13 protein-coding genes, 1 tRNA gene, 3 rRNA genes and 1 other annotated feature are annotated in these 18,472 nt (G+C 52.9%); of the genes, 6 read left to right on the plus strand and 11 right to left on the minus strand.

Features of this window, described 5'->3' with window-relative positions; translation table 11 throughout:
• The first annotated feature begins 6 nt into the window (after positions 1-6).
• A complete protein-coding gene (locus G0034_RS17415; protein WP_014884860.1) occupies positions 7-330 on the plus strand; it encodes a YfiM family lipoprotein in 324 nt (107 codons plus the stop codon).
• On the opposite strand, the gene G0034_RS17420 is transcribed toward G0034_RS17415, so the two are convergent.
• From G0034_RS17420 to rluD, 8 genes are all read right to left on the minus strand, one after another.
• A complete protein-coding gene (locus G0034_RS17420; RefSeq protein WP_023331104.1) occupies positions 327-1,622 on the minus strand; it encodes an MFS transporter in 1,296 nt (431 codons plus the stop codon). The genes G0034_RS17415 and G0034_RS17420 overlap by 4 nt on opposite strands.
• 210 nt (positions 1,623-1,832) lie before the next feature.
• Positions 1,833-1,948 (minus strand): 5S ribosomal RNA (rrf, locus tag G0034_RS17425).
• 64 nt (positions 1,949-2,012) lie between these two features.
• Positions 2,013-4,918: ribosomal RNA gene (locus tag G0034_RS17430) — 23S ribosomal RNA — on the minus strand.
• A 192-nt stretch (positions 4,919-5,110) separates the two neighbouring features.
• Positions 5,111-5,186, minus strand: a tRNA-Glu gene (locus G0034_RS17435).
• An 85-nt stretch (positions 5,187-5,271) separates the two neighbouring features.
• Positions 5,272-6,811: ribosomal RNA gene (locus G0034_RS17440) — 16S ribosomal RNA — on the minus strand.
• Together the 16S, 23S and 5S rRNA genes with 1 tRNA gene alongside form the textbook arrangement of a ribosomal RNA operon.
• Positions 6,812-7,240: 429 nt before the next feature.
• Entirely contained in the window at positions 7,241-9,814 is a 2,574-nt protein-coding gene (gene clpB / locus G0034_RS17445; RefSeq protein ID WP_014884862.1) for an ATP-dependent chaperone ClpB, read from the minus strand.
• Positions 9,815-9,944: 130 nt separating this feature from the next.
• Positions 9,945-10,676 carry a purine nucleoside phosphorylase YfiH gene (gene yfiH, locus G0034_RS17450; RefSeq protein ID WP_045135202.1) on the minus strand — a complete coding sequence of 244 codons (732 nt, stop codon included), beginning with the start codon at positions 10,674-10,676 and terminating at the stop codon, positions 9,945-9,947.
• Positions 10,673-11,653 carry a 23S rRNA pseudouridine(1911/1915/1917) synthase RluD gene (gene rluD, locus G0034_RS17455; protein WP_014884864.1) on the minus strand — a complete coding sequence of 327 codons (981 nt, stop codon included), beginning with the start codon at positions 11,651-11,653 and terminating at the stop codon, positions 10,673-10,675. The genes yfiH and rluD overlap by 4 nt, the downstream gene beginning before the upstream one ends.
• A gap of 131 nt (positions 11,654-11,784) precedes the next feature.
• Between rluD and bamD the strand changes: the two genes are divergently transcribed.
• The 4 genes from bamD to pheA all read left to right on the plus strand — a co-directional run bounded on the left by bamD (position 11,785) and on the right by pheA (position 14,551).
• Positions 11,785-12,522 carry an outer membrane protein assembly factor BamD gene (gene bamD / locus G0034_RS17460; protein ID WP_014884865.1) on the plus strand — a complete coding sequence of 246 codons (738 nt, stop codon included), beginning with the start codon at positions 11,785-11,787 and terminating at the stop codon, positions 12,520-12,522.
• A 267-nt stretch (positions 12,523-12,789) separates the two neighbouring features.
• Positions 12,790-13,131, plus strand: coding sequence for a ribosome-associated translation inhibitor RaiA (gene raiA / locus G0034_RS17465; protein WP_014884866.1), 342 nt, complete (start codon positions 12,790-12,792; stop codon positions 13,129-13,131).
• Positions 13,132-13,234: 103 nt separating this feature from the next.
• Positions 13,235-13,360, plus strand: a sequence feature (Phe leader region).
• Entirely contained in the window at positions 13,236-13,283 is a 48-nt protein-coding gene (pheL, locus tag G0034_RS17470; RefSeq protein WP_100249759.1) for a pheA operon leader peptide PheL, read from the plus strand. Its footprint overlaps the feature before it by 48 nt.
• A 30-nt stretch (positions 13,361-13,390) precedes the next feature.
• The gene (gene pheA, locus G0034_RS17475) at positions 13,391-14,551 is read left to right on the plus strand and encodes a bifunctional chorismate mutase/prephenate dehydratase (RefSeq protein WP_023331106.1); all 1,161 of its coding nucleotides are present in this window, start codon (positions 13,391-13,393) and stop codon (positions 14,549-14,551) included.
• Here pheA and G0034_RS17480 read toward each other — a convergent pair.
• The 3 genes from G0034_RS17480 to aroF are packed head-to-tail and all read right to left on the minus strand — an operon-like array spanning position 14,548 to position 17,683.
• A complete protein-coding gene (locus tag G0034_RS17480; RefSeq protein WP_023331107.1) occupies positions 14,548-15,420 on the minus strand; it encodes an SMP-30/gluconolactonase/LRE family protein in 873 nt (290 codons plus the stop codon). The genes pheA and G0034_RS17480 overlap by 4 nt on opposite strands.
• Before the next feature lie 60 nt (positions 15,421-15,480).
• Positions 15,481-16,602, minus strand: a complete 1,122-nt coding sequence (gene tyrA, locus G0034_RS17485) for a bifunctional chorismate mutase/prephenate dehydrogenase (protein ID WP_179121142.1) — start codon at positions 16,600-16,602, stop codon at positions 15,481-15,483.
• Between the two features lie 10 nt (positions 16,603-16,612).
• Entirely contained in the window at positions 16,613-17,683 is a 1,071-nt protein-coding gene (gene aroF / locus G0034_RS17490; protein ID WP_100124639.1) for a 3-deoxy-7-phosphoheptulonate synthase AroF, read from the minus strand.
• A 214-nt stretch (positions 17,684-17,897) separates the two neighbouring features.
• Here aroF and G0034_RS17495 point away from each other — a divergent pair, with 214 nt between their 5' ends.
• Entirely contained in the window at positions 17,898-18,272 is a 375-nt protein-coding gene (locus G0034_RS17495) for a DUF2799 domain-containing protein (protein ID WP_014884871.1), read from the plus strand.
• Positions 18,273-18,472: the final 200 nt, after the last annotated feature.

Raw genomic sequence — 18,472 nt, forward strand, 5'->3', positions numbered from 1 at the left:
CCGTTGATGCGTACTTCTCTGCTACTGAGCGTCCTCTTTCTGAGTGGCTGCAGCCATATGGCCAACGATAGCTGGTCCGGACAGGATAAGGCTCAGCACTTCCTCGCCTCCGCAATGCTGTCTGCAGCCGGTAACGAATATGCACAGCATCAGGGATACAGCCGGGACCGGAGCGCAGCGATAGGATTGATGTTCTCAGTAAGCCTTGGAGCATCAAAAGAACTGTGGGATAGCCGCCCCGCGGGGAGCGGCTGGAGCTGGAAAGATTTCGCCTGGGACGTCGCCGGTGCAACCACCGGCTATGCCGTCTGGCAGATGGCGCATTATTAAAGACGAATGCCCTTCCCTTTGCGATGCAGCATCAGGGAGACAATAAAGGCCAGCGCCCCCATTACCGTCACGTACCAGAAGAATGTCGTTTCACTTCCCCATGATTTAAGAGACAACGCTACATACTCCGCCGATCCGCCAAACAGCGCATTGGCTACCGCATAAGAGAGCCCTACCCCTAGCGCTCGTACCTGTGCCGGGAACATTTCGGCTTTCAGTATTCCGCTGATCGAGGTGTAGAAACTGACAATCACCATCGCCAGCATCACCAGTGCAAATGCGGCATATGGCGAGGAGACATGCTGAAGGGCTGTCAAAATAGGGACAGTACACAGCGCTGACAGCCCACCAAAGATCAGCATTGACGTACGGCGACCAATCTTATCGGAAAGCGCACCGATAATCGGTTGTATGAGCATAAAGACAAAAAGTGCCACTGTCATAACAACGCTGGCGACGTTTGCGTGCATTCCGGTGGTGTTCACCAGATACTTTTGCATATAGGTGGTGAAAGTGTAAAAACTGAGAGAGCCGCCCGCAGTGAAGCCCAGCACCATCAGGAAAGCTTTGCGGTTTCGCCATAATCCTTTGAATGTTCCCGCCTCCTTTAGCGTCCTGACCTCTTTCTGCGAGGTTTCATCTAACTGACGGCGTAACCAAAGTGCGACAATCGCCAGTGCTGCGCCCAGTGCGAAAGGAATTCGCCATCCCCATGTGTGAAGTTGTTCGTCTGTCAGGATCTGCTGCAGGATCACCACCACAAGAATCGCCAGCAATTGACCACCAATGAGTGTGACGTACTGGAATGAGGCGTAAAAACCTTTGCGGCCTTCCAGGGCAACTTCACTCATGTAGGTCGCACTGGTACCGTATTCACCGCCCACCGATAGTCCCTGGAATAAGCGAGCCAGCAAAAGCAGCGCAGGCGCCCATGTCCCGATCGATTCATACCCTGGTAAGCAGGCGATCACCAGAGATCCAAAGCACATCATACAAACCGAGATCAGCATGGAGGCCTTGCGCCCGCGACGATCCGCAATACGCCCAAACAGCCAGCCCCCAATGGGTCGCATTAAGAATCCGGCGGCAAATACCCCTGCCGTTTGTAGTAGCTGTGTTGTGGTGTTGCCGGACGGGAAGAAGATATGTGCGAAGTAGAGTGAACAGAATGAGTAGACGTAGAAGTCAAACCATTCAACCAGATTCCCGGAAGAGGCGCTGACGATTGCCCATACCCTTCTTCGGGTATCACTGTTAGCCAGCGTCCCGTTTGATGTAATACTTTCTGTCATTGCGATTATGCTCCTGCCATAAACAGCGGTGTATTGAGCCAGGAGACTCAATTACCTCGTAAATGAAATGTTATAATTTTGTTATAAATAACATTGAGACAGGGATCACACATTCCATTAGCAGGGTAAGAGATTAAGAGAAAGGCCAGGGGAAAAAAACCCAAAGCAAAAAACCCCGCACCTTACGGTACGGGGTTCTTCTTGATTGATGCCTGGCAGTTCCCTACTCTCACATGGGGAGACCCCACACTACCATCGGCGCTACGGCGTTTCACTTCTGAGTTCGGCATGGGGTCAGGTGGGACCACCGCGCTAAAGCCGCCAGGCAAATTCTGTTATCTGTATCAGGCTGAAAATCGTCTCTCTTCGCCAAAACAGCTTCGGCGTTGTAAGGTTAAGCCTCACGGTTCATTAGTATCGGTTAGCTCAACGCATCGCTGCGCTTACACACCCGACCTATCAACGTCGTCGTCTTCAACGTTCCTTCAGGAGACTTATAGTCTCAGGGAGAACTCATCTCGGGGCAAGTTTCGTGCTTAGATGCTTTCAGCACTTATCTCTTCCGCATTTAGCTACCGGGCAGTGCCATTGGCATGACAACCCGAACACCAGTGATGCGTCCACTCCGGTCCTCTCGTACTAGGAGCAGCCCCCCTCAATTCTCCAGCGCCCACGGCAGATAGGGACCGAACTGTCTCACGACGTTCTAAACCCAGCTCGCGTACCACTTTAAATGGCGAACAGCCATACCCTTGGGACCTACTTCAGCCCCAGGATGTGATGAGCCGACATCGAGGTGCCAAACACCGCCGTCGATATGAACTCTTGGGCGGTATCAGCCTGTTATCCCCGGAGTACCTTTTATCCGTTGAGCGATGGCCCTTCCATTCAGAACCACCGGATCACTATGACCTGCTTTCGCACCTGCTCGAGCCGTCACTCTCGCAGTCAAGCTAGCTTATGCCATTGCACTAACCTCCTGATGTCCGACCAGGATTAGCTAACCTTCGTGCTCCTCCGTTACTCTTTGGGAGGAGACCGCCCCAGTCAAACTACCCACCAGACACTGTCCGCAACCCGGATCACGGGTCTACGTTAGAACACCAGCCATTAAAGGGTGGTATTTCAAGGTTGGCTCCACGCAGACTGGCGTCCACGCTTCAAAGCCTCCCACCTATCCTACACATCAAGGACCAGTGTTCAGTGTCAAGCTATAGTAAAGGTTCACGGGGTCTTTCCGTCTTGCCGCGGGTACACTGCATCTTCACAGCGAGTTCAATTTCACTGAGTCTCGGGTGGAGACAGCCTGGCCATCATTACGCCATTCGTGCAGGTCGGAACTTACCCGACAAGGAATTTCGCTACCTTAGGACCGTTATAGTTACGGCCGCCGTTTACCGGGGCTTCGATCAAGAGCTTCGCGTTGCCGCTAACCCCATCAATTAACCTTCCGGCACCGGGCAGGCGTCACACCGTATACGTCCACTTTCGTGTTTGCACAGTGCTGTGTTTTTAATAAACAGTTGCAGCCAGCTGGTATCTTCGACTGATTTCAGCTCCACCCGCAGGGGCTTCACCTACATATCAGCGTGCCTTCTCCCGAAGTTACGGCACCATTTTGCCTAGTTCCTTCACCCGAGTTCTCTCAAGCGCCTTGGTATTCTCTACCTGACCACCTGTGTCGGTTTGGGGTACGATTTCGTGTTACCTGATGCTTAGAGGCTTTTCCTGGAAGCAGGGCATTTGTTACTTCAGCACCGTAGTGCCTCGTCATCACACCTCAGCGTTAATAAGGTACCGGATTTACCTGGAACCTCCGCCTACATGCTTAAACCGGGACAACCGTCGCCCGGCTAACATAGCCTTCTCCGTCCCCCCTTCGCAGTAACACCAAGTACAGGAATATTAACCTGTTTCCCATCGACTACGCCTTTCGGCCTCGCCTTAGGGGTCGACTCACCCTGCCCCGATTAACGTTGGACAGGAACCCTTGGTCTTCCGGCGAGCGGGCTTTTCACCCGCTTTATCGTTACTTATGTCAGCATTCGCACTTCTGATACCTCCAGCAACCCTCACAGGCCACCTTCAACGGCTTACAGAACGCTCCCCTACCCAACAACGCATAAGCGTCGCTGCCGCAGCTTCGGTGCATGGTTTAGCCCCGTTACATCTTCCGCGCAGGCCGACTCGACCAGTGAGCTATTACGCTTTCTTTAAATGATGGCTGCTTCTAAGCCAACATCCTGGCTGTCTGTGCCTTCCCACATCGTTTCCCACTTAACCATGACTTTGGGACCTTAGCTGGCGGTCTGGGTTGTTTCCCTCTTCACGACGGACGTTAGCACCCGCCGTGTGTCTCCCGTGATAACATTCTTCGGTATTCGTAGTTTGCATCGGGTTGGTAAGCCGGGATGGCCCCCTAGCCGAAACAGTGCTCTACCCCCGAAGATGAGTTCACGAGGCGCTACCTAAATAGCTTTCGGGGAGAACCAGCTATCTCCCGGTTTGATTGGCCTTTCACCCCCAGCCACAGGTCATCCGCTAATTTTTCAACATTAGTCGGTTCGGTCCTCCAGTTAGTGTTACCCAACCTTCAACCTGCCCATGGCTAGATCACCGGGTTTCGGGTCTATACCCTGCAACTTAACGCCCAGTTAAGACTCGGTTTCCCTTCGGCTCCCCTATACGGTTAACCTTGCTACAGAATATAAGTCGCTGACCCATTATACAAAAGGTACGCAGTCACCTAACAAGTAGGCTCCCACTGCTTGTACGTACACGGTTTCAGGTTCTTTTTCACTCCCCTCGCCGGGGTTCTTTTCGCCTTTCCCTCACGGTACTGGTTCACTATCGGTCAGTCAGGAGTATTTAGCCTTGGAGGATGGTCCCCCCATATTCAGACAGGATACCACGTGTCCCGCCCTACTCTTCGAGTTCACAACCTGTGCATTTTCGTGTACGGGACTATCACCCTGTACCGTCGGACTTTCCAGACCGTTCCACTAACACACAAGCTGATTCAGACTCCGGGCTGCTCCCCGTTCGCTCGCCGCTACTGGGGGAATCTCGGTTGATTTCTTTTCCTCGGGGTACTTAGATGTTTCAGTTCCCCCGGTTCGCCTCGTTAACCTATGTATTCAGTTAACGATAGTGTGTCGAAACACACTGGGTTTCCCCATTCGGACATCGCCGGGTCAAAGGTTCATATCACCTCGCCGGCGCTTTTCGCAGATTAGCACGTCCTTCATCGCCTCTGACTGCCAGGGCATCCACCGTGTACGCTTAGTCGCTTAACCTCACAACCCGAAGATGTTTCTTTCGATTCATCATCGGTTTGCGAAAATTTGAGAGACTCGAACACACATAATATGTGTGTCGTTTCAATTTTCAGCTTGATCCAGATTTTTAAAGAGCAAATATCTCAAACGTCACCCGAAGATGAGTTTTGAGATATGGGGGTCGGCGACTTTCACTCACGAACCAGCAAGTGGCGTCCCCTAGGGGATTCGAACCCCTGTTACCGCCGTGAAAGGGCGGTGTCCTGGGCCTCTAGACGAAGGGGACACTGAAGTCTCAATCGCAAGACGCCTTGCTATTTACTTTTCATCAGACAATCTGTGTGAGCACTGCAAAGGCAGGTTCTTTAAGGTAAGGAGGTGATCCAACCGCAGGTTCCCCTACGGTTACCTTGTTACGACTTCACCCCAGTCATGAATCACAAAGTGGTAAGCGCCCTCCCGAAGGTTAAGCTACCTACTTCTTTTGCAACCCACTCCCATGGTGTGACGGGCGGTGTGTACAAGGCCCGGGAACGTATTCACCGTAGCATTCTGATCTACGATTACTAGCGATTCCGACTTCATGGAGTCGAGTTGCAGACTCCAATCCGGACTACGACGCACTTTATGAGGTCCGCTTGCTCTCGCGAGGTCGCTTCTCTTTGTATGCGCCATTGTAGCACGTGTGTAGCCCTACTCGTAAGGGCCATGATGACTTGACGTCATCCCCACCTTCCTCCAGTTTATCACTGGCAGTCTCCTTTGAGTTCCCGGCCGGACCGCTGGCAACAAAGGATAAGGGTTGCGCTCGTTGCGGGACTTAACCCAACATTTCACAACACGAGCTGACGACAGCCATGCAGCACCTGTCTCAGAGTTCCCGAAGGCACCAAAGCATCTCTGCTAAGTTCTCTGGATGTCAAGAGTAGGTAAGGTTCTTCGCGTTGCATCGAATTAAACCACATGCTCCACCGCTTGTGCGGGCCCCCGTCAATTCATTTGAGTTTTAACCTTGCGGCCGTACTCCCCAGGCGGTCGACTTAACGCGTTAGCTCCGGAAGCCACGCCTCAAGGGCACAACCTCCAAGTCGACATCGTTTACGGCGTGGACTACCAGGGTATCTAATCCTGTTTGCTCCCCACGCTTTCGCACCTGAGCGTCAGTCTTTGTCCAGGGGGCCGCCTTCGCCACCGGTATTCCTCCAGATCTCTACGCATTTCACCGCTACACCTGGAATTCTACCCCCCTCTACAAGACTCTAGCCTGCCAGTTTCGAATGCAGTTCCCAGGTTGAGCCCGGGGATTTCACATCCGACTTGACAGACCGCCTGCGTGCGCTTTACGCCCAGTAATTCCGATTAACGCTTGCACCCTCCGTATTACCGCGGCTGCTGGCACGGAGTTAGCCGGTGCTTCTTCTGCGGGTAACGTCAATTGCTGTGGTTATTAACCACAACACCTTCCTCCCCGCTGAAAGTACTTTACAACCCGAAGGCCTTCTTCATACACGCGGCATGGCTGCATCAGGCTTGCGCCCATTGTGCAATATTCCCCACTGCTGCCTCCCGTAGGAGTCTGGACCGTGTCTCAGTTCCAGTGTGGCTGGTCATCCTCTCAGACCAGCTAGGGATCGTCGCCTAGGTGAGCCGTTACCCCACCTACTAGCTAATCCCATCTGGGCACATCTGATGGCAAGAGGCCCGAAGGTCCCCCTCTTTGGTCTTGCGACGTTATGCGGTATTAGCTACCGTTTCCAGTAGTTATCCCCCTCCATCAGGCAGTTTCCCAGACATTACTCACCCGTCCGCCACTCGTCACCCGAGAGCAAGCTCTCTGTGCTACCGTTCGACTTGCATGTGTTAGGCCTGCCGCCAGCGTTCAATCTGAGCCATGATCAAACTCTTCAATTTAAGTTTGATGCTCGTGAATTAAACTTCGTAATGAATTACGTATGTTCACTCAGAGACTTGGTATTCATTTTTCGTCCGAGGACGTTAAGAATCCATGTCACTTTGAGTGCCCACACAGATTGTCTGATAAATTGTTAAAGAGCAGTGCAACGCGGCTTTCGCTCACCGTTGCGAGGTGGCGTATATTACGCTTTCCTCTTTCAGAGTCAAGCGTTTATTTTGCTTTTCTCTGCTGACCCGGCGGCGTATGTGCCGTTGTTCCGTGTCAGTGGAGGCGCATTATAGGGAGTAATTCCGAACCTGCAAGGATAAAGTGAAAATTATTTACTGACTGCTCACTTTCCAGGCAAAACGCTTCCCAGACCTCAATTCTCGCCTGGTTTTTAAACAAAAACGAGCCGCAAGCGGCTCGTTTTTGCGTTTTGTGACTTACTGCACTGCCACAATGCGATCGTCGTTGGCTTCCAGACGGATAACTTTGCCCGGAATCAGCTCCCCGGACAGGATCTGCTGCGCCAGCGGGTTTTCGATCTGCTGCTGGATAGCACGTTTCAACGGACGCGCACCATACACCGGATCATAACCGTTCTCGCTCAACAATTTCAGCGCATCGTCAGAGATGTGAATTTCATATCCACGCTCTTCCAGACGTTTGTACAGACGCTGCAGCTGGATCTGCGCAATCGACGCAATGTGTTTCTCACCCAGAGGATGGAACACCACCACTTCATCAATACGGTTGATGAACTCTGGACGGAAGCTATGGCTGACAACCCCCATCACCAGATCCTTCATATGGCCGTAGTCCAGCTCACCGAAACGTTCCTGAATCAAATCAGAACCCAGGTTCGATGTCATAATGACGACCGTATTACGGAAGTCGACCGTTCTCCCCTGCCCGTCAGTCAGACGGCCATCATCCAGCACCTGAAGCAGAATGTTGAACACATCCGGGTGCGCTTTTTCCACCTCATCCAGTAAAATGACGGAATAAGGACGGCGACGCACCGCTTCTGTCAGATAGCCACCTTCTTCATAACCGACATATCCCGGAGGCGCCCCGACCAGACGCGAGACGGAGTGTTTTTCCATAAACTCGGACATGTCGATGCGCACCATCGCATCGTCGCTATCGAACATAAAGTTAGCCAGTGCTTTGCACAGCTCGGTCTTACCGACACCGGTCGGCCCCAGGAACAGGAACGAACCAATCGGGCGATTAGGATCGGACAGCCCCGCACGGCTACGGCGGATGGCATTGGAGACGGCCTCAACCGCCTCGTCCTGACCGATCACGCGCTGATGCAGATCCTGCTCCATACGCAGCAGTTTATCGCGTTCGCTTTCCATCATGCGCGCCACCGGAATACCGGTCCAGCGAGCCAGCACTTCCGCAATTTCTGCATCCGTCACTTTATTACGTAACAGACGCATGGTTTTGCCTTCCGACTGCGTGGCGATCTCAAGCTGTTTTTCCAGCTCAGGGATTTTGCCGTACTGCAACTCGGACATTCGCGCCAGATCGCCCACACGGCGAGCCTGTTCGATGGCAATTTTCGCCTGCTCAAGTTCCGCTTTAATGGTCTGCGTGCCAGACAGTGAAGCTTTCTCGGCTTTCCACTCTTCTTCCAGCTCAGAATACTGACGCTCTTTGTCGTCCAGTTCTTCGTTGAGCATATCGAGGCGTTTCTTACTGGCTTCATCAGACTCTTTCTTCAGCGCCTGCTGTTCCAGCTTGAGCTGAATGATACGACGGTCGAGCCTGTCCAGCTCTTCCGGTTTCGAGTCAATCTGCATACGAATGCTCGACGCCGCTTCATCAATCAGGTCGATCGCTTTATCCGGCAACTGACGGTCAGCAATATAACGGTGCGAAAGCGTCGCCGCCGCCACAATCGCCGGGTCGGTGATTTGCACATGGTGATGCAGCTCATAACGTTCTTTCAGACCACGCAAAATCGCGATGGTATCTTCAACGCTTGGCTCGGCAACAAACACTTTCTGGAAACGACGTTCCAGAGCAGCATCTTTCTCAATGTACTGGCGGTACTCATCCAGCGTCGTGGCGCCAACGCAATGCAGTTCACCACGTGCCAGGGCTGGTTTCAGCATGTTCCCGGCATCCATCGCGCCGTCGGCCTTACCGGCCCCCACCATGGTGTGCAGTTCGTCAATAAACAGAATGACGTTGCCTTCCTGTTTAGCCAGGTCGTTAAGCACACCTTTCAGACGCTCTTCAAACTCACCGCGGTATTTCGCCCCGGCCACCAGCGCCCCCATATCCAGTGCCAGCACGCGGCGACCTTTCAGCCCTTCCGGCACTTCACCGTTTACGATACGCTGCGCCAGCCCTTCAACAATGGCGGTTTTACCCACACCGGGCTCACCAATCAGAACCGGGTTGTTCTTGGTACGACGCTGCAATACCTGAATCGTACGGCGGATCTCTTCGTCACGGCCGATGACCGGGTCAAGTTTGCCCTGCTCAGCACGTTCGGTCAGATCGACCGTAAATTTCTTCAAAGCCTGACGTTGGTCTTCGGCTCCCTGATCGTTCACGCTTTCACCTCCGCGCATTTTCTCAATCGCCTGAGTCACATTGGCGGTGGTTGCACCGGCAGATTTCAGCAGGTCGGTTAAGGTACCGCGTGATTCAAGCGCCGCCAGAACAAACAGCTCTGACGAAATAAAGTTGTCCCCACGTTTTTGCGCCAGCTTGTCGCAAAGGTTCAGCACGCGCACCAGATCCTGAGACGGCTGAACATCACCGCCGGTACCTTCTACCTGCGGTAAACGGCTCAGTGCCTGATCGATAGCGGTGCGTAACTGGCCAGCATTAATGCCAGCAGACGTTAATAAAGGACGTACCGATCCCCCTTCCTGATTCAGCAAGGCGCTCATTAAATGAAGAGGTTCGATGAATTGGTTGTCGTGCCCCAGCGCGAGCGACTGGGCATCGGCAAGAGCAAGCTGGAATTTATTAGTAAGACGATCCAGACGCATAACTCCTCCCATAAACAGGTCAAATTTGCTACTGGAGATTAAATGAGGTCATCCCTCAATTATTCAAGGTTAATGATCTGAATTATGTGAAAAGAAAACGGCACGTTCCGGATCGTCTTGATTCTTTAGGTTATATCAGCCAAATAAAACTTGCCATACGACCCGTAGTCTTGTCGCGGCGATAAGAGAAAAAATCACCCTTTTCGGTGAAAGTACAGCGATCTCCGCCGAAGATCTGCGTGACACCGACGCTATTCAGGCGCTGACGGGCAAGCTGGTAAATATCTGCCAGATATTTTTCACCGGAAGGCTGAAAAGCCTCAGCGGCTTGCGGATCTTTTTCCATGAATGCTTCGCGAACTTCCGGCCCCACTTCAAAAGCACGAGGGCCAATCGCCGGGCCCAGCCAGGCCATGATATTGGCGGAATCATCGTTAAAGCAGGCGACGGTCTCTTCCAGCACGCCCTCACACAATCCACGCCAGCCTGCATGCGCGGCAGCCACTTCAGTACCTACCCGGTTACAGAACAAAACCGGCAGACAATCGGCGGTCATAACGGCACAAACCGTGCCCGGAGTATTGCTGTAAGAGGCGTCTGCGCGTTTAGAAGCGTAAGGTTCTCCCGTCAGCTTCAGCACCGCTTTACCATGAACCTGTTCCAGCCAGACCGGTTTCGAAGGCAGATTCCCCGCAGCAAACAGACGCCTGCGGTTCTCTTCTACATGATCCAGGTTATCGCCACAGTGTGCTCCGAGATTCAACGACTCCCACGCGCCCTGGCTGACTCCGCCAGTACGGGTTGAGCTGCAGGCGGCCACGCCTTCAGGTAGTGGCCACTCCGGGACAATCAGTTTGGTCATAACCAGTCCACATGGTCCTTATGTTCTTCGAAATCAGCACGCATGGCGTCAATCAGTTCCACCATATCCTGTGGGAGAGGCGCATGCCACTCCATCTGAATACCGGTGATGGGGTGATAGAGACGCAGCATGGTCGCGTGCAGCGCCTGACGATCGAACTTGCGCAGTACGCTGATGAACTCATCCGATGCGCCTTTTGGCGGACGCGGACGACCACCGTATACCTGATCCCCCACCAGCGGATGGGTAATGTGGGCCATATGAACACGGATCTGGTGCGTACGACCGGTTTCCAGGCGCAGGCGCAGGCGCGTATGAATACGGAAGTGCTCCATAATGCGATAGTGCGTCACCGCTGGTTTCCCCATCGGGTGCACCGACATATGAGTGCGTTTAGTTGGGTGACGGCTAATCGGTTCTTCTACCGTACCGCCAGCGGTCATGTGGCCAATGGCTACCGCTTCGTATTCACGGGTAATTTCACGCAGCTGCAGTGATTCCACCAGACGGGTCTGAGCAGGAACGGTCTTTGCCACGACCATCAGACCGGTGGTGTCTTTATCCAGACGGTGAACGATACCCGCGCGCGGGACATCAGCAATCGGCGGATAGTAATGGAGAAGCGCATTAAGTACCGTACCGTCAGGGTTCCCCGCCCCCGGATGAACAACCAGGTCGCGCGGCTTGTTGATTACCAGAATGTCATCATCTTCATAGACGATGTCCAGTGGGATATCCTGCGGCTCGAAGCGGATTTCCTCTTCGATTTCAGCATTGATGGCAACAGCTTCCCCACCAAACACTTTCTCTTTTGGTTTGTCCCAGATCTTGCCGTTTACCAGCACGCGCTGGTCAAGGATCCATTCTTTTATGCGTGAACGCGAATAATCAGGGAACAATTCGGCCAAAGCCTGATCTAAGCGTTGACCGAGCTGATTTTCGGAGACTGTTGCGGTGAGTTCTACTCGTTGTGCCATAAACTGCTTCTTTGTTTAACGTTGGGTTTTACGGCTTTGCCGTTTAATATAGTGTGCTATTGTAGCTGGTCTTAATCGGGAGCAGGAACAGAGTTTCTCCCGGACAAACATTTGAGGAAAGTCAAAACGTCATGACGCGCATGAAATATCTGGTGGCAGCGGCCACGTTGAGCCTGGCTTTGGTGGGCTGCTCCGGTTCGAATGAACAGGTCCCTGACAATCCGCCGAATGAAATCTATGCGACTGCACAACAAAAGTTGCAGGACGGTAACTGGAAACAGGCGATAACGCAACTGGAAGCGTTGGATAATCGCTATCCATTTGGTCCGTATTCGCAGCAGGTACAGTTAGATCTTATCTACGCCTACTACAAAAATGCCGACCTGCCGCTGGCTCAGGCAACTATCGATCGTTTCATGCGTCTGAATCCGACTCATCCTAACATCGATTACGTCATGTATATGCGCGGTCTGACCAACATGGCGCTGGATGACAGTGCTCTGCAGGGCTTCTTCGGCGTGGATCGTTCCGATCGTGATCCCCAGCATGCGCGTGATGCCTTCAATGACTTCTCCAAACTGGTGCGCGGCTATCCAAACAGTCAGTACGTGACCGACGCGACCAAACGTCTGGTGTTCCTGAAAGATCGCCTGGCGAAGTATGAATACTCCGTTGCGGAATACTATACCCGCCGTGGCGCATGGGTTGCCGTGGTTAACCGCGTAGAAGGTATGCTGCGTGATTACCCGGATACTCAGGCAACGCGTGACGGCCTGAAGCTGATGGAAAATGCTTACCGTCAGATGCAGATGACCACTCAGGCTGAAAAAGTGGCGAAAATTATCGCCGCGAATAGCAGCAACACCTGATAGTGCTTCAATGCAAAACGGCAGCCCGAAGGCTGCCGTTTTTGTATCTATTTCTGATATTCGCTGAAGCGCTTTATCTCAACTCATCCCGTCAACTATGACCGCAATTTTTGCCTTCCACAAGGTAAATCTCACCTCTTCCTGCCCTGCCTCACAAAAAAGATTCCCTGACAAAAACCGACAAAATAACGTGACCTAAATCACACATTTTGACATTAGGTCGGGTATGCTGGAATCACCAAGACGGAAAGACAAGAGGTAAAATTTATGACAATGAACATTACCAGTAAACAAATGGAAATTACTCCGGCAATTCGCCAGCACGTCGCAGACCGTCTCGCCAAACTGGATAAATGGCAAACTCACCTGATTAACCCGCATATCATTCTGTCTAAGGAGCCACAGGGTTTCATCGCTGACGCAACTATCAATACTCCAAACGGCCATCTGGTCGCCAGCGCAAAACATGAAGATATGTACACGGCTATTAACGATTTGATCAACAAGCTGGAACGGCAGCTCAATAAAGTGCAACACAAAGGTGAAGCCCGTCGCGCCGCATCCTCGGTGAAAGACGCCAGCTTCGCGGAAGAAGTTGAAGAAGAGTAATCCTTTAAATTGAGTGTACCGCCAACGCGCCTTCGGGCGCGTTTTTTATTGACAGGGTGAAAACAGTACAGGTACTTTAACGATATCAATCACAGGATGATGTTATGAAACTTACGCCGTTCTTCTTCGCATTCTTTTTTACCTTCCCCTGACCGGGAGGCGTTTCGTCGTGTGATAAAGAATGCGAAGACGAACAACAAGGCCTCCCACACCGGGGGGCCTTTTTTATTGATAACGATAAAATGAGACAGGCGACACTATGACACCGGAAAACCCGTTACTGGACCTGCGCGTAAAAATCAGCGCGCTGGATGAGAAATTACTGGCACTGCTGGCCGAACGTCGCATGCTCGCCGTTGAAGTGGGGAAAGCCAAGCTGGACTCCCATCGTCCGGTACGTGATATTGACCGCGAACGCGATCTGCTGGAACGTCTGATCCAGCTCGGCAAAGCGCACCACCTCGATGCCCATTACATCACCCGGTTGTTCCAGCTCATCATTGAAGACTCCGTTCTCACTCAGCAAGCGCTGCTCCAGCAGCATCTGAACAAAACTAACCCGCATTCTGCGCGTATCGCCTTCCTCGGCCCGAAAGGCTCTTACTCTCACCTGGCCGCACGTCAGTATGCCGCTCGCCATTTCGAAGAATTTATTGAGAGCGGCTGCGCAAAATTTGCCGATATCTTTAACCAGGTCGAGACCGGCCAGGCGGATTACGCCGTCGTGCCCATTGAAAACACCAGTTCGGGTGCCATCAACGACGTTTACGATTTGCTGCAGCACACCAGCCTGTCGCTGGTTGGCGAGCTGACGATCCCTATCGATCACTGCGTGCTGGTTTCCGGCTCAACCGATCTGAGCAAGATAGAAACCGTCTACAGTCATCCCCAGCCGTTCCAGCAGTGCAGCCAGTTCCTGAACCGCTATCCGAACTGGAAAATCGAGTACACCGAAAGCACCTCCGCGGCAATGGAAAAAGTGGCGCAGGCTAACTCGCCAGCCGTCGCTGCACTCGGTAGCGAGGCGGGTGGCGCGTTGTATGGCTTACAGGTGCTGGAGCGCAACCTGGCAAACCAGACGCAAAATATTACCCGTTTCGTGGTGCTGGCGCGCAAGTCCATCAATGTGTCAGACCAGGTGCCAGCGAAAACCACGCTGCTGATGGCGACCGGACAACAGGCGGGTGCACTGGTTGAAGCCCTGCTGGTGCTGCGCAACCACAACCTGATCATGACCAAACTGGAATCGCGTCCAATTCACGGTAACCCGTGGGAAGAGATGTTTTATCTCGATATCCAGGCCAACCTGGAGTCTGCCTCCATGCAGAAGGCCCTGCGTGAACTGGGTGAGATTACCCGTTCCATGAAAGTGCTGGGCTGCTATCCGAGCGAAAACGTCGTGCCTGTCGATCCAAGCTAACGTTCGATAAAGCGACTTTTCTTCATCCCTGCCACATTTACGGGCAGGGTGAAGATGGCGCCGGAGAGCGGATACTCAGCCACCTCTTCTGCATCCATATTTTCCCGCGTGGTCGTAATGAACAGCGTTTTCATATCATCGCCGCCAAAGCAGACCATCGTCGGGCAACGTACAGGCAAGCGATACTCTTCCAGCTGCTCCCCTTGCGGTGAAAAACGCGCGATACGCCAGCCGTCAAACAGTGCGCTCCAGTAGCAGCCTTCCACATCGACTGCCGCGCCGTCCGGTATCCCTTCGCCCTCTTTAAACTGACGAAAGATCTCGCGTCTGCCGGGTTCACCCTGCTCATCAACCGGAGTGCGATAGATCACCCCATTGGGCGTATCGGAGGTATACATCCACCGCTTATCCGGACTAAACGCCAAGCCGTTATGCCCGTGAATATCACACTGGATTACTTTCGGTGTCAGATCGTTGTCGATACGCATCAGCAACGCGCCGTTGTAATCCCCCGGCCCCCAGAACGTCCCCGCATAGAAACGCCCCATACTGTCGGTTCCCCCATCATTAAAACGCGCCAGCTGTGGGTTAGAGGGGTTATCGCACACCTTACGCTGCAGGAGGCCATGCTTATCGGCAAGCCAGATGCCATTGCGCATGGCCACGATAAACCCGCCGCGTTCACGCAACGCAAAACAGCCCACTTCCTCATGGAAAGAGAGCACGGTGTGTTCTGCCGTTGGCAGATGATATCGGTGGATTTCGCCTTCCAGGATATCGGCCCAGTAGAGCGCATGCTCTTCAGCGCTCCATGTCGGACACTCAGGCAGGTGCCCGGTGTAATTCAACAGCAGCTGCGGTTCAGCCATGACAGTTCCCCAAAATGAAAAAAGCCAGCAATGCTGGCTTTCAGTATATACATCATCGGATTACTGGCGACTGTCATTTGCCTGGCGCAACAGCGTGCGGCTCTCGCTCTGGAAACGCGTGGCGTAATCACCGAACCAATGCTCCACTTTACGGAAACTGTCGATAAACGCCTGCTTGTCGCCATGCTCCAGCAGCGTAATGGCTTCGCCAAAGCGCTGATAGTAACGTTTGATCAGTGCCAGATTATTTTCGGACGACATAATAATGTCGGCGTAAAGCTGGGGATCCTGCGCAAACAGACGTCCAACCATCGCCAGTTCCAGACGATAGATCGGTGATGAGAGCGCCAGCAGCTGTTCAAGCTGCACGTTCTCTTCCGCCAGATGCAGACCGTAGGCAAAGGTCGCAAAGTGGCGCAGTGCCTGAATAAACGCCATGTTCTGATCGTGCTCAACCGCGCTGATACGGTGCAGTCGTGCGCCCCATACCTGAATCTGTTCGAGGAACCACTGATAGGCTTCCGGCTGACGCCCGTCGCAGTAAACCACCACTTGCTTCGCCAAGCTGCCGCTGTCCGGGCCAAACATCGGGTGCAGACCCAGTACCGGACCCGTATGCGCGGCCAGCATTGCCTGCAGCGGACCATTTTTGACAGAAGCAAGGTCCACCAGGATGCAATCCTGCGGTAAAGGCGGAAGTTTTCCGATGATCTGCTCCGTCACGTGGATCGGCACGCTGACGATAACCATTCCCGCGTCTTTCATCAGTTCTGGCGCCTGGGCCCAGTCCTCTTTCTCCAGAATGCGCACCTGGTAGCCAGAAAGCGTCAGCATTTTTTCAAACAGACGCCCCATCTGCCCGCCGCCGCCGACAATCACCACCGGACTCAGGGACGGACAGAGGGTTTTGAAGCCTTTGTCGTTTTCGCTGGAATAGGATTCGCGCATTACGCGACGCAGCACATCTTCAATCAAATCCGGCGAAACACCCAGCGACTGGGCCTCTTTACGACGGGAAGCCAGCATTGAGGCTTCCCGCTCCGGAACGTAAATCGGCAGGCCGTATTTACTTTTTACTTCACCGACTTCAGCAACCAGTGCCATACGGCGCGCCAGCAGATCCAGCAGCGCCTTGTCCACTTCATCAATTTGATCGCGTAATGCGGTCAATTCAGCAACCATAGCTAACCTCTTAAGCCAGACGCGTCGCCAGCTGGCCATTTAAATCTTTATGGATCTCACGCAGCAGCGCATCGGTGGTTTCCCAGCTGATGCAGGCATCCGTCACGGAGACGCCGTGCTTCATCGCACTGCGCGGTTGTTCAGATGACTGATTACCTTCATGAATGTTGCTCTCAATCATCAGACCGATAATCGAACGGTTGCCGTCTTTGATCTGTGCGACCACGGATTCGGCAACCGCGGGCTGGCGACGATAATCTTTATTCGAATTACCATGACTGCAATCTACCATCAGTGCCGGGCGCAGTCCCGCCTGCTCCATCTCTTTTTCACACTGCGCCACATCTGCCGGGCTGTAGTTTGGCGCTTTACCGCCTCGCAGGATCACATGACCGTCCGGGTTACCCTGAGTTTGCAGGAGGCACACCTGGCCCGCCTGGTTGATACCCACAAAACGGTGCGGCATTGCGGCGGCGCGCATAGCGTTGATCGCCGTCGCCAGACTGCCATCGGTACCGTTTTTAAAACCAACCGGCATCGACAGACCAGACGCCATCTCGCGGTGGGTTTGCGATTCCGTCGTCCGCGCACCAATCGCAGACCAGCTGAACAGATCGCCCAGGTATTGCGGGCTGTTCGGATCAAGCGCTTCGGTTGCCAGCGGCAGCCCCATGCTAACCAGTTCCACCAGCAGGCGACGCGCAATCTTCAGCCCTGCTTCCACATCAAACGAGCCATCCATGTGCGGATCGTTAATCAACCCTTTCCAGCCCACGGTCGTGCGTGGCTTCTCAAAATAGACGCGCATCACCAGATAGAGGCTATCGCTGACCTCCTCCGCTAATGCTTTAAATCGCTGAGCGTACTCAATGGCGGTTTCAGGATCGTGAATAGAGCAAGGACCACAGACCACCAGCAGGCGCGGATCGCGACCCGCGATAATGTCAGAAATGGTCTGGCGAGAGTGCTCAATTTGAGCCTCCTGCGCGGCACTCAGCGGGAATGCAGCTTTCAGTTGCTCCGGGGTAATTAAAACCTGTTCGTCAGTGATATGTACGTTGTTCAGCGCGTCTTTTTGCATGATGGCGATCCTGTAATGCTCGTTTGCGATAGTTGTTATCCTCGATGAGGTGAAGCAACGATACCACAACAAGTAAAGATTTCAATCCAAAATCCGTAAATATTAATTTACAGAAGCTAATTATAAGCAAAAAATAGCCGTTAAATACGTAAACTTTAAATTACACTCCGATTTTCTTCCGCCAGGCTATGCTGAAGAAAAAAGGAGAATCGCTATGCGCTCAATTGCTCTGGTGCTGTTGTTGCTGTTTTTATCGGGCTGCCAGATTAATCCTTACACTTTTCAGCCCCACTGGACGACTCCGGACTGGTTCAGTGCCGGAAAAGAAGACGCCATGAATGGCTTGCCGGTTAAAGATAACCAGACCCTGGCCGATAGTTTTAATGACCCTCATGTTGATCGTAGCGAATATCTCCGCGGCTACGCTGATGGTCAGAAGAAAGTATGCGAAGAGGGTTTTATTCATGCCTGGGGATTAGCGGGCAAATCTTATCCAGCCAGTTGTGATAGTGTTGAAAATGCTGTGAAACTCCGTGCGTCATGGCAAAAAGGAATGGACGAAAGTATGCGTTCCAGCAGACTTAATTAAGTCTGTGTTTATCCCCTGGAAAATAAACCACTGTAGGATTTAGCTTAGGTCAGCCGAAGGCTATTTCTGACATAATGACGGCTCAGACAAACAATGGTATTCTGCCCGCATCTCTTAAGGACATCTATTTCCGGAGCGGTACGGCGGATTCTGGTGAGAAATTCATACTTGATCTCTTTGTTCCGACTCACTCTGGTGTT

Source organism: Enterobacter sp. T2 (genome assembly GCF_010692925.1).
In the GTDB taxonomy this organism is placed as follows: Bacteria; Pseudomonadota; Gammaproteobacteria; order Enterobacterales; family Enterobacteriaceae; genus Enterobacter; species Enterobacter kobei.

What these genes read in the sequence shown, in the direction of transcription:
- tyrA (WP_179121142.1), bottom strand. Translation starts at nt 16,602, where the DNA reads ATGGTTGCTGAATTGACCGCATTACGCGATCAAATTGATGAAGTGGAC.
- G0034_RS17415 (WP_014884860.1), top strand. Translation starts at nt 7, where the DNA reads ATGCGTACTTCTCTGCTACTGAGCGTCCTCTTTCTGAGTGGCTGCAGC.
- G0034_RS17480 (WP_023331107.1), bottom strand. Translation starts at nt 15,420, where the DNA reads ATGGCTGAACCGCAGCTGCTGTTGAATTACACCGGGCACCTGCCTGAG.
- bamD (WP_014884865.1), top strand. Translation starts at nt 11,785, where the DNA reads ATGACGCGCATGAAATATCTGGTGGCAGCGGCCACGTTGAGCCTGGCT.
- pheA (WP_023331106.1), top strand. Translation starts at nt 13,391, where the DNA reads ATGACACCGGAAAACCCGTTACTGGACCTGCGCGTAAAAATCAGCGCG.
- G0034_RS17420 (WP_023331104.1), bottom strand. Translation starts at nt 1,622, where the DNA reads ATGACAGAAAGTATTACATCAAACGGGACGCTGGCTAACAGTGATACC.
- G0034_RS17495 (WP_014884871.1), top strand. Translation starts at nt 17,898, where the DNA reads ATGCGCTCAATTGCTCTGGTGCTGTTGTTGCTGTTTTTATCGGGCTGC.
- clpB (WP_014884862.1), bottom strand. Translation starts at nt 9,814, where the DNA reads ATGCGTCTGGATCGTCTTACTAATAAATTCCAGCTTGCTCTTGCCGAT.
- yfiH (WP_045135202.1), bottom strand. Translation starts at nt 10,676, where the DNA reads ATGACCAAACTGATTGTCCCGGAGTGGCCACTACCTGAAGGCGTGGCC.
- aroF (WP_100124639.1), bottom strand. Translation starts at nt 17,683, where the DNA reads ATGCAAAAAGACGCGCTGAACAACGTACATATCACTGACGAACAGGTT.
- rluD (WP_014884864.1), bottom strand. Translation starts at nt 11,653, where the DNA reads ATGGCACAACGAGTAGAACTCACCGCAACAGTCTCCGAAAATCAGCTC.
- raiA (WP_014884866.1), top strand. Translation starts at nt 12,790, where the DNA reads ATGACAATGAACATTACCAGTAAACAAATGGAAATTACTCCGGCAATT.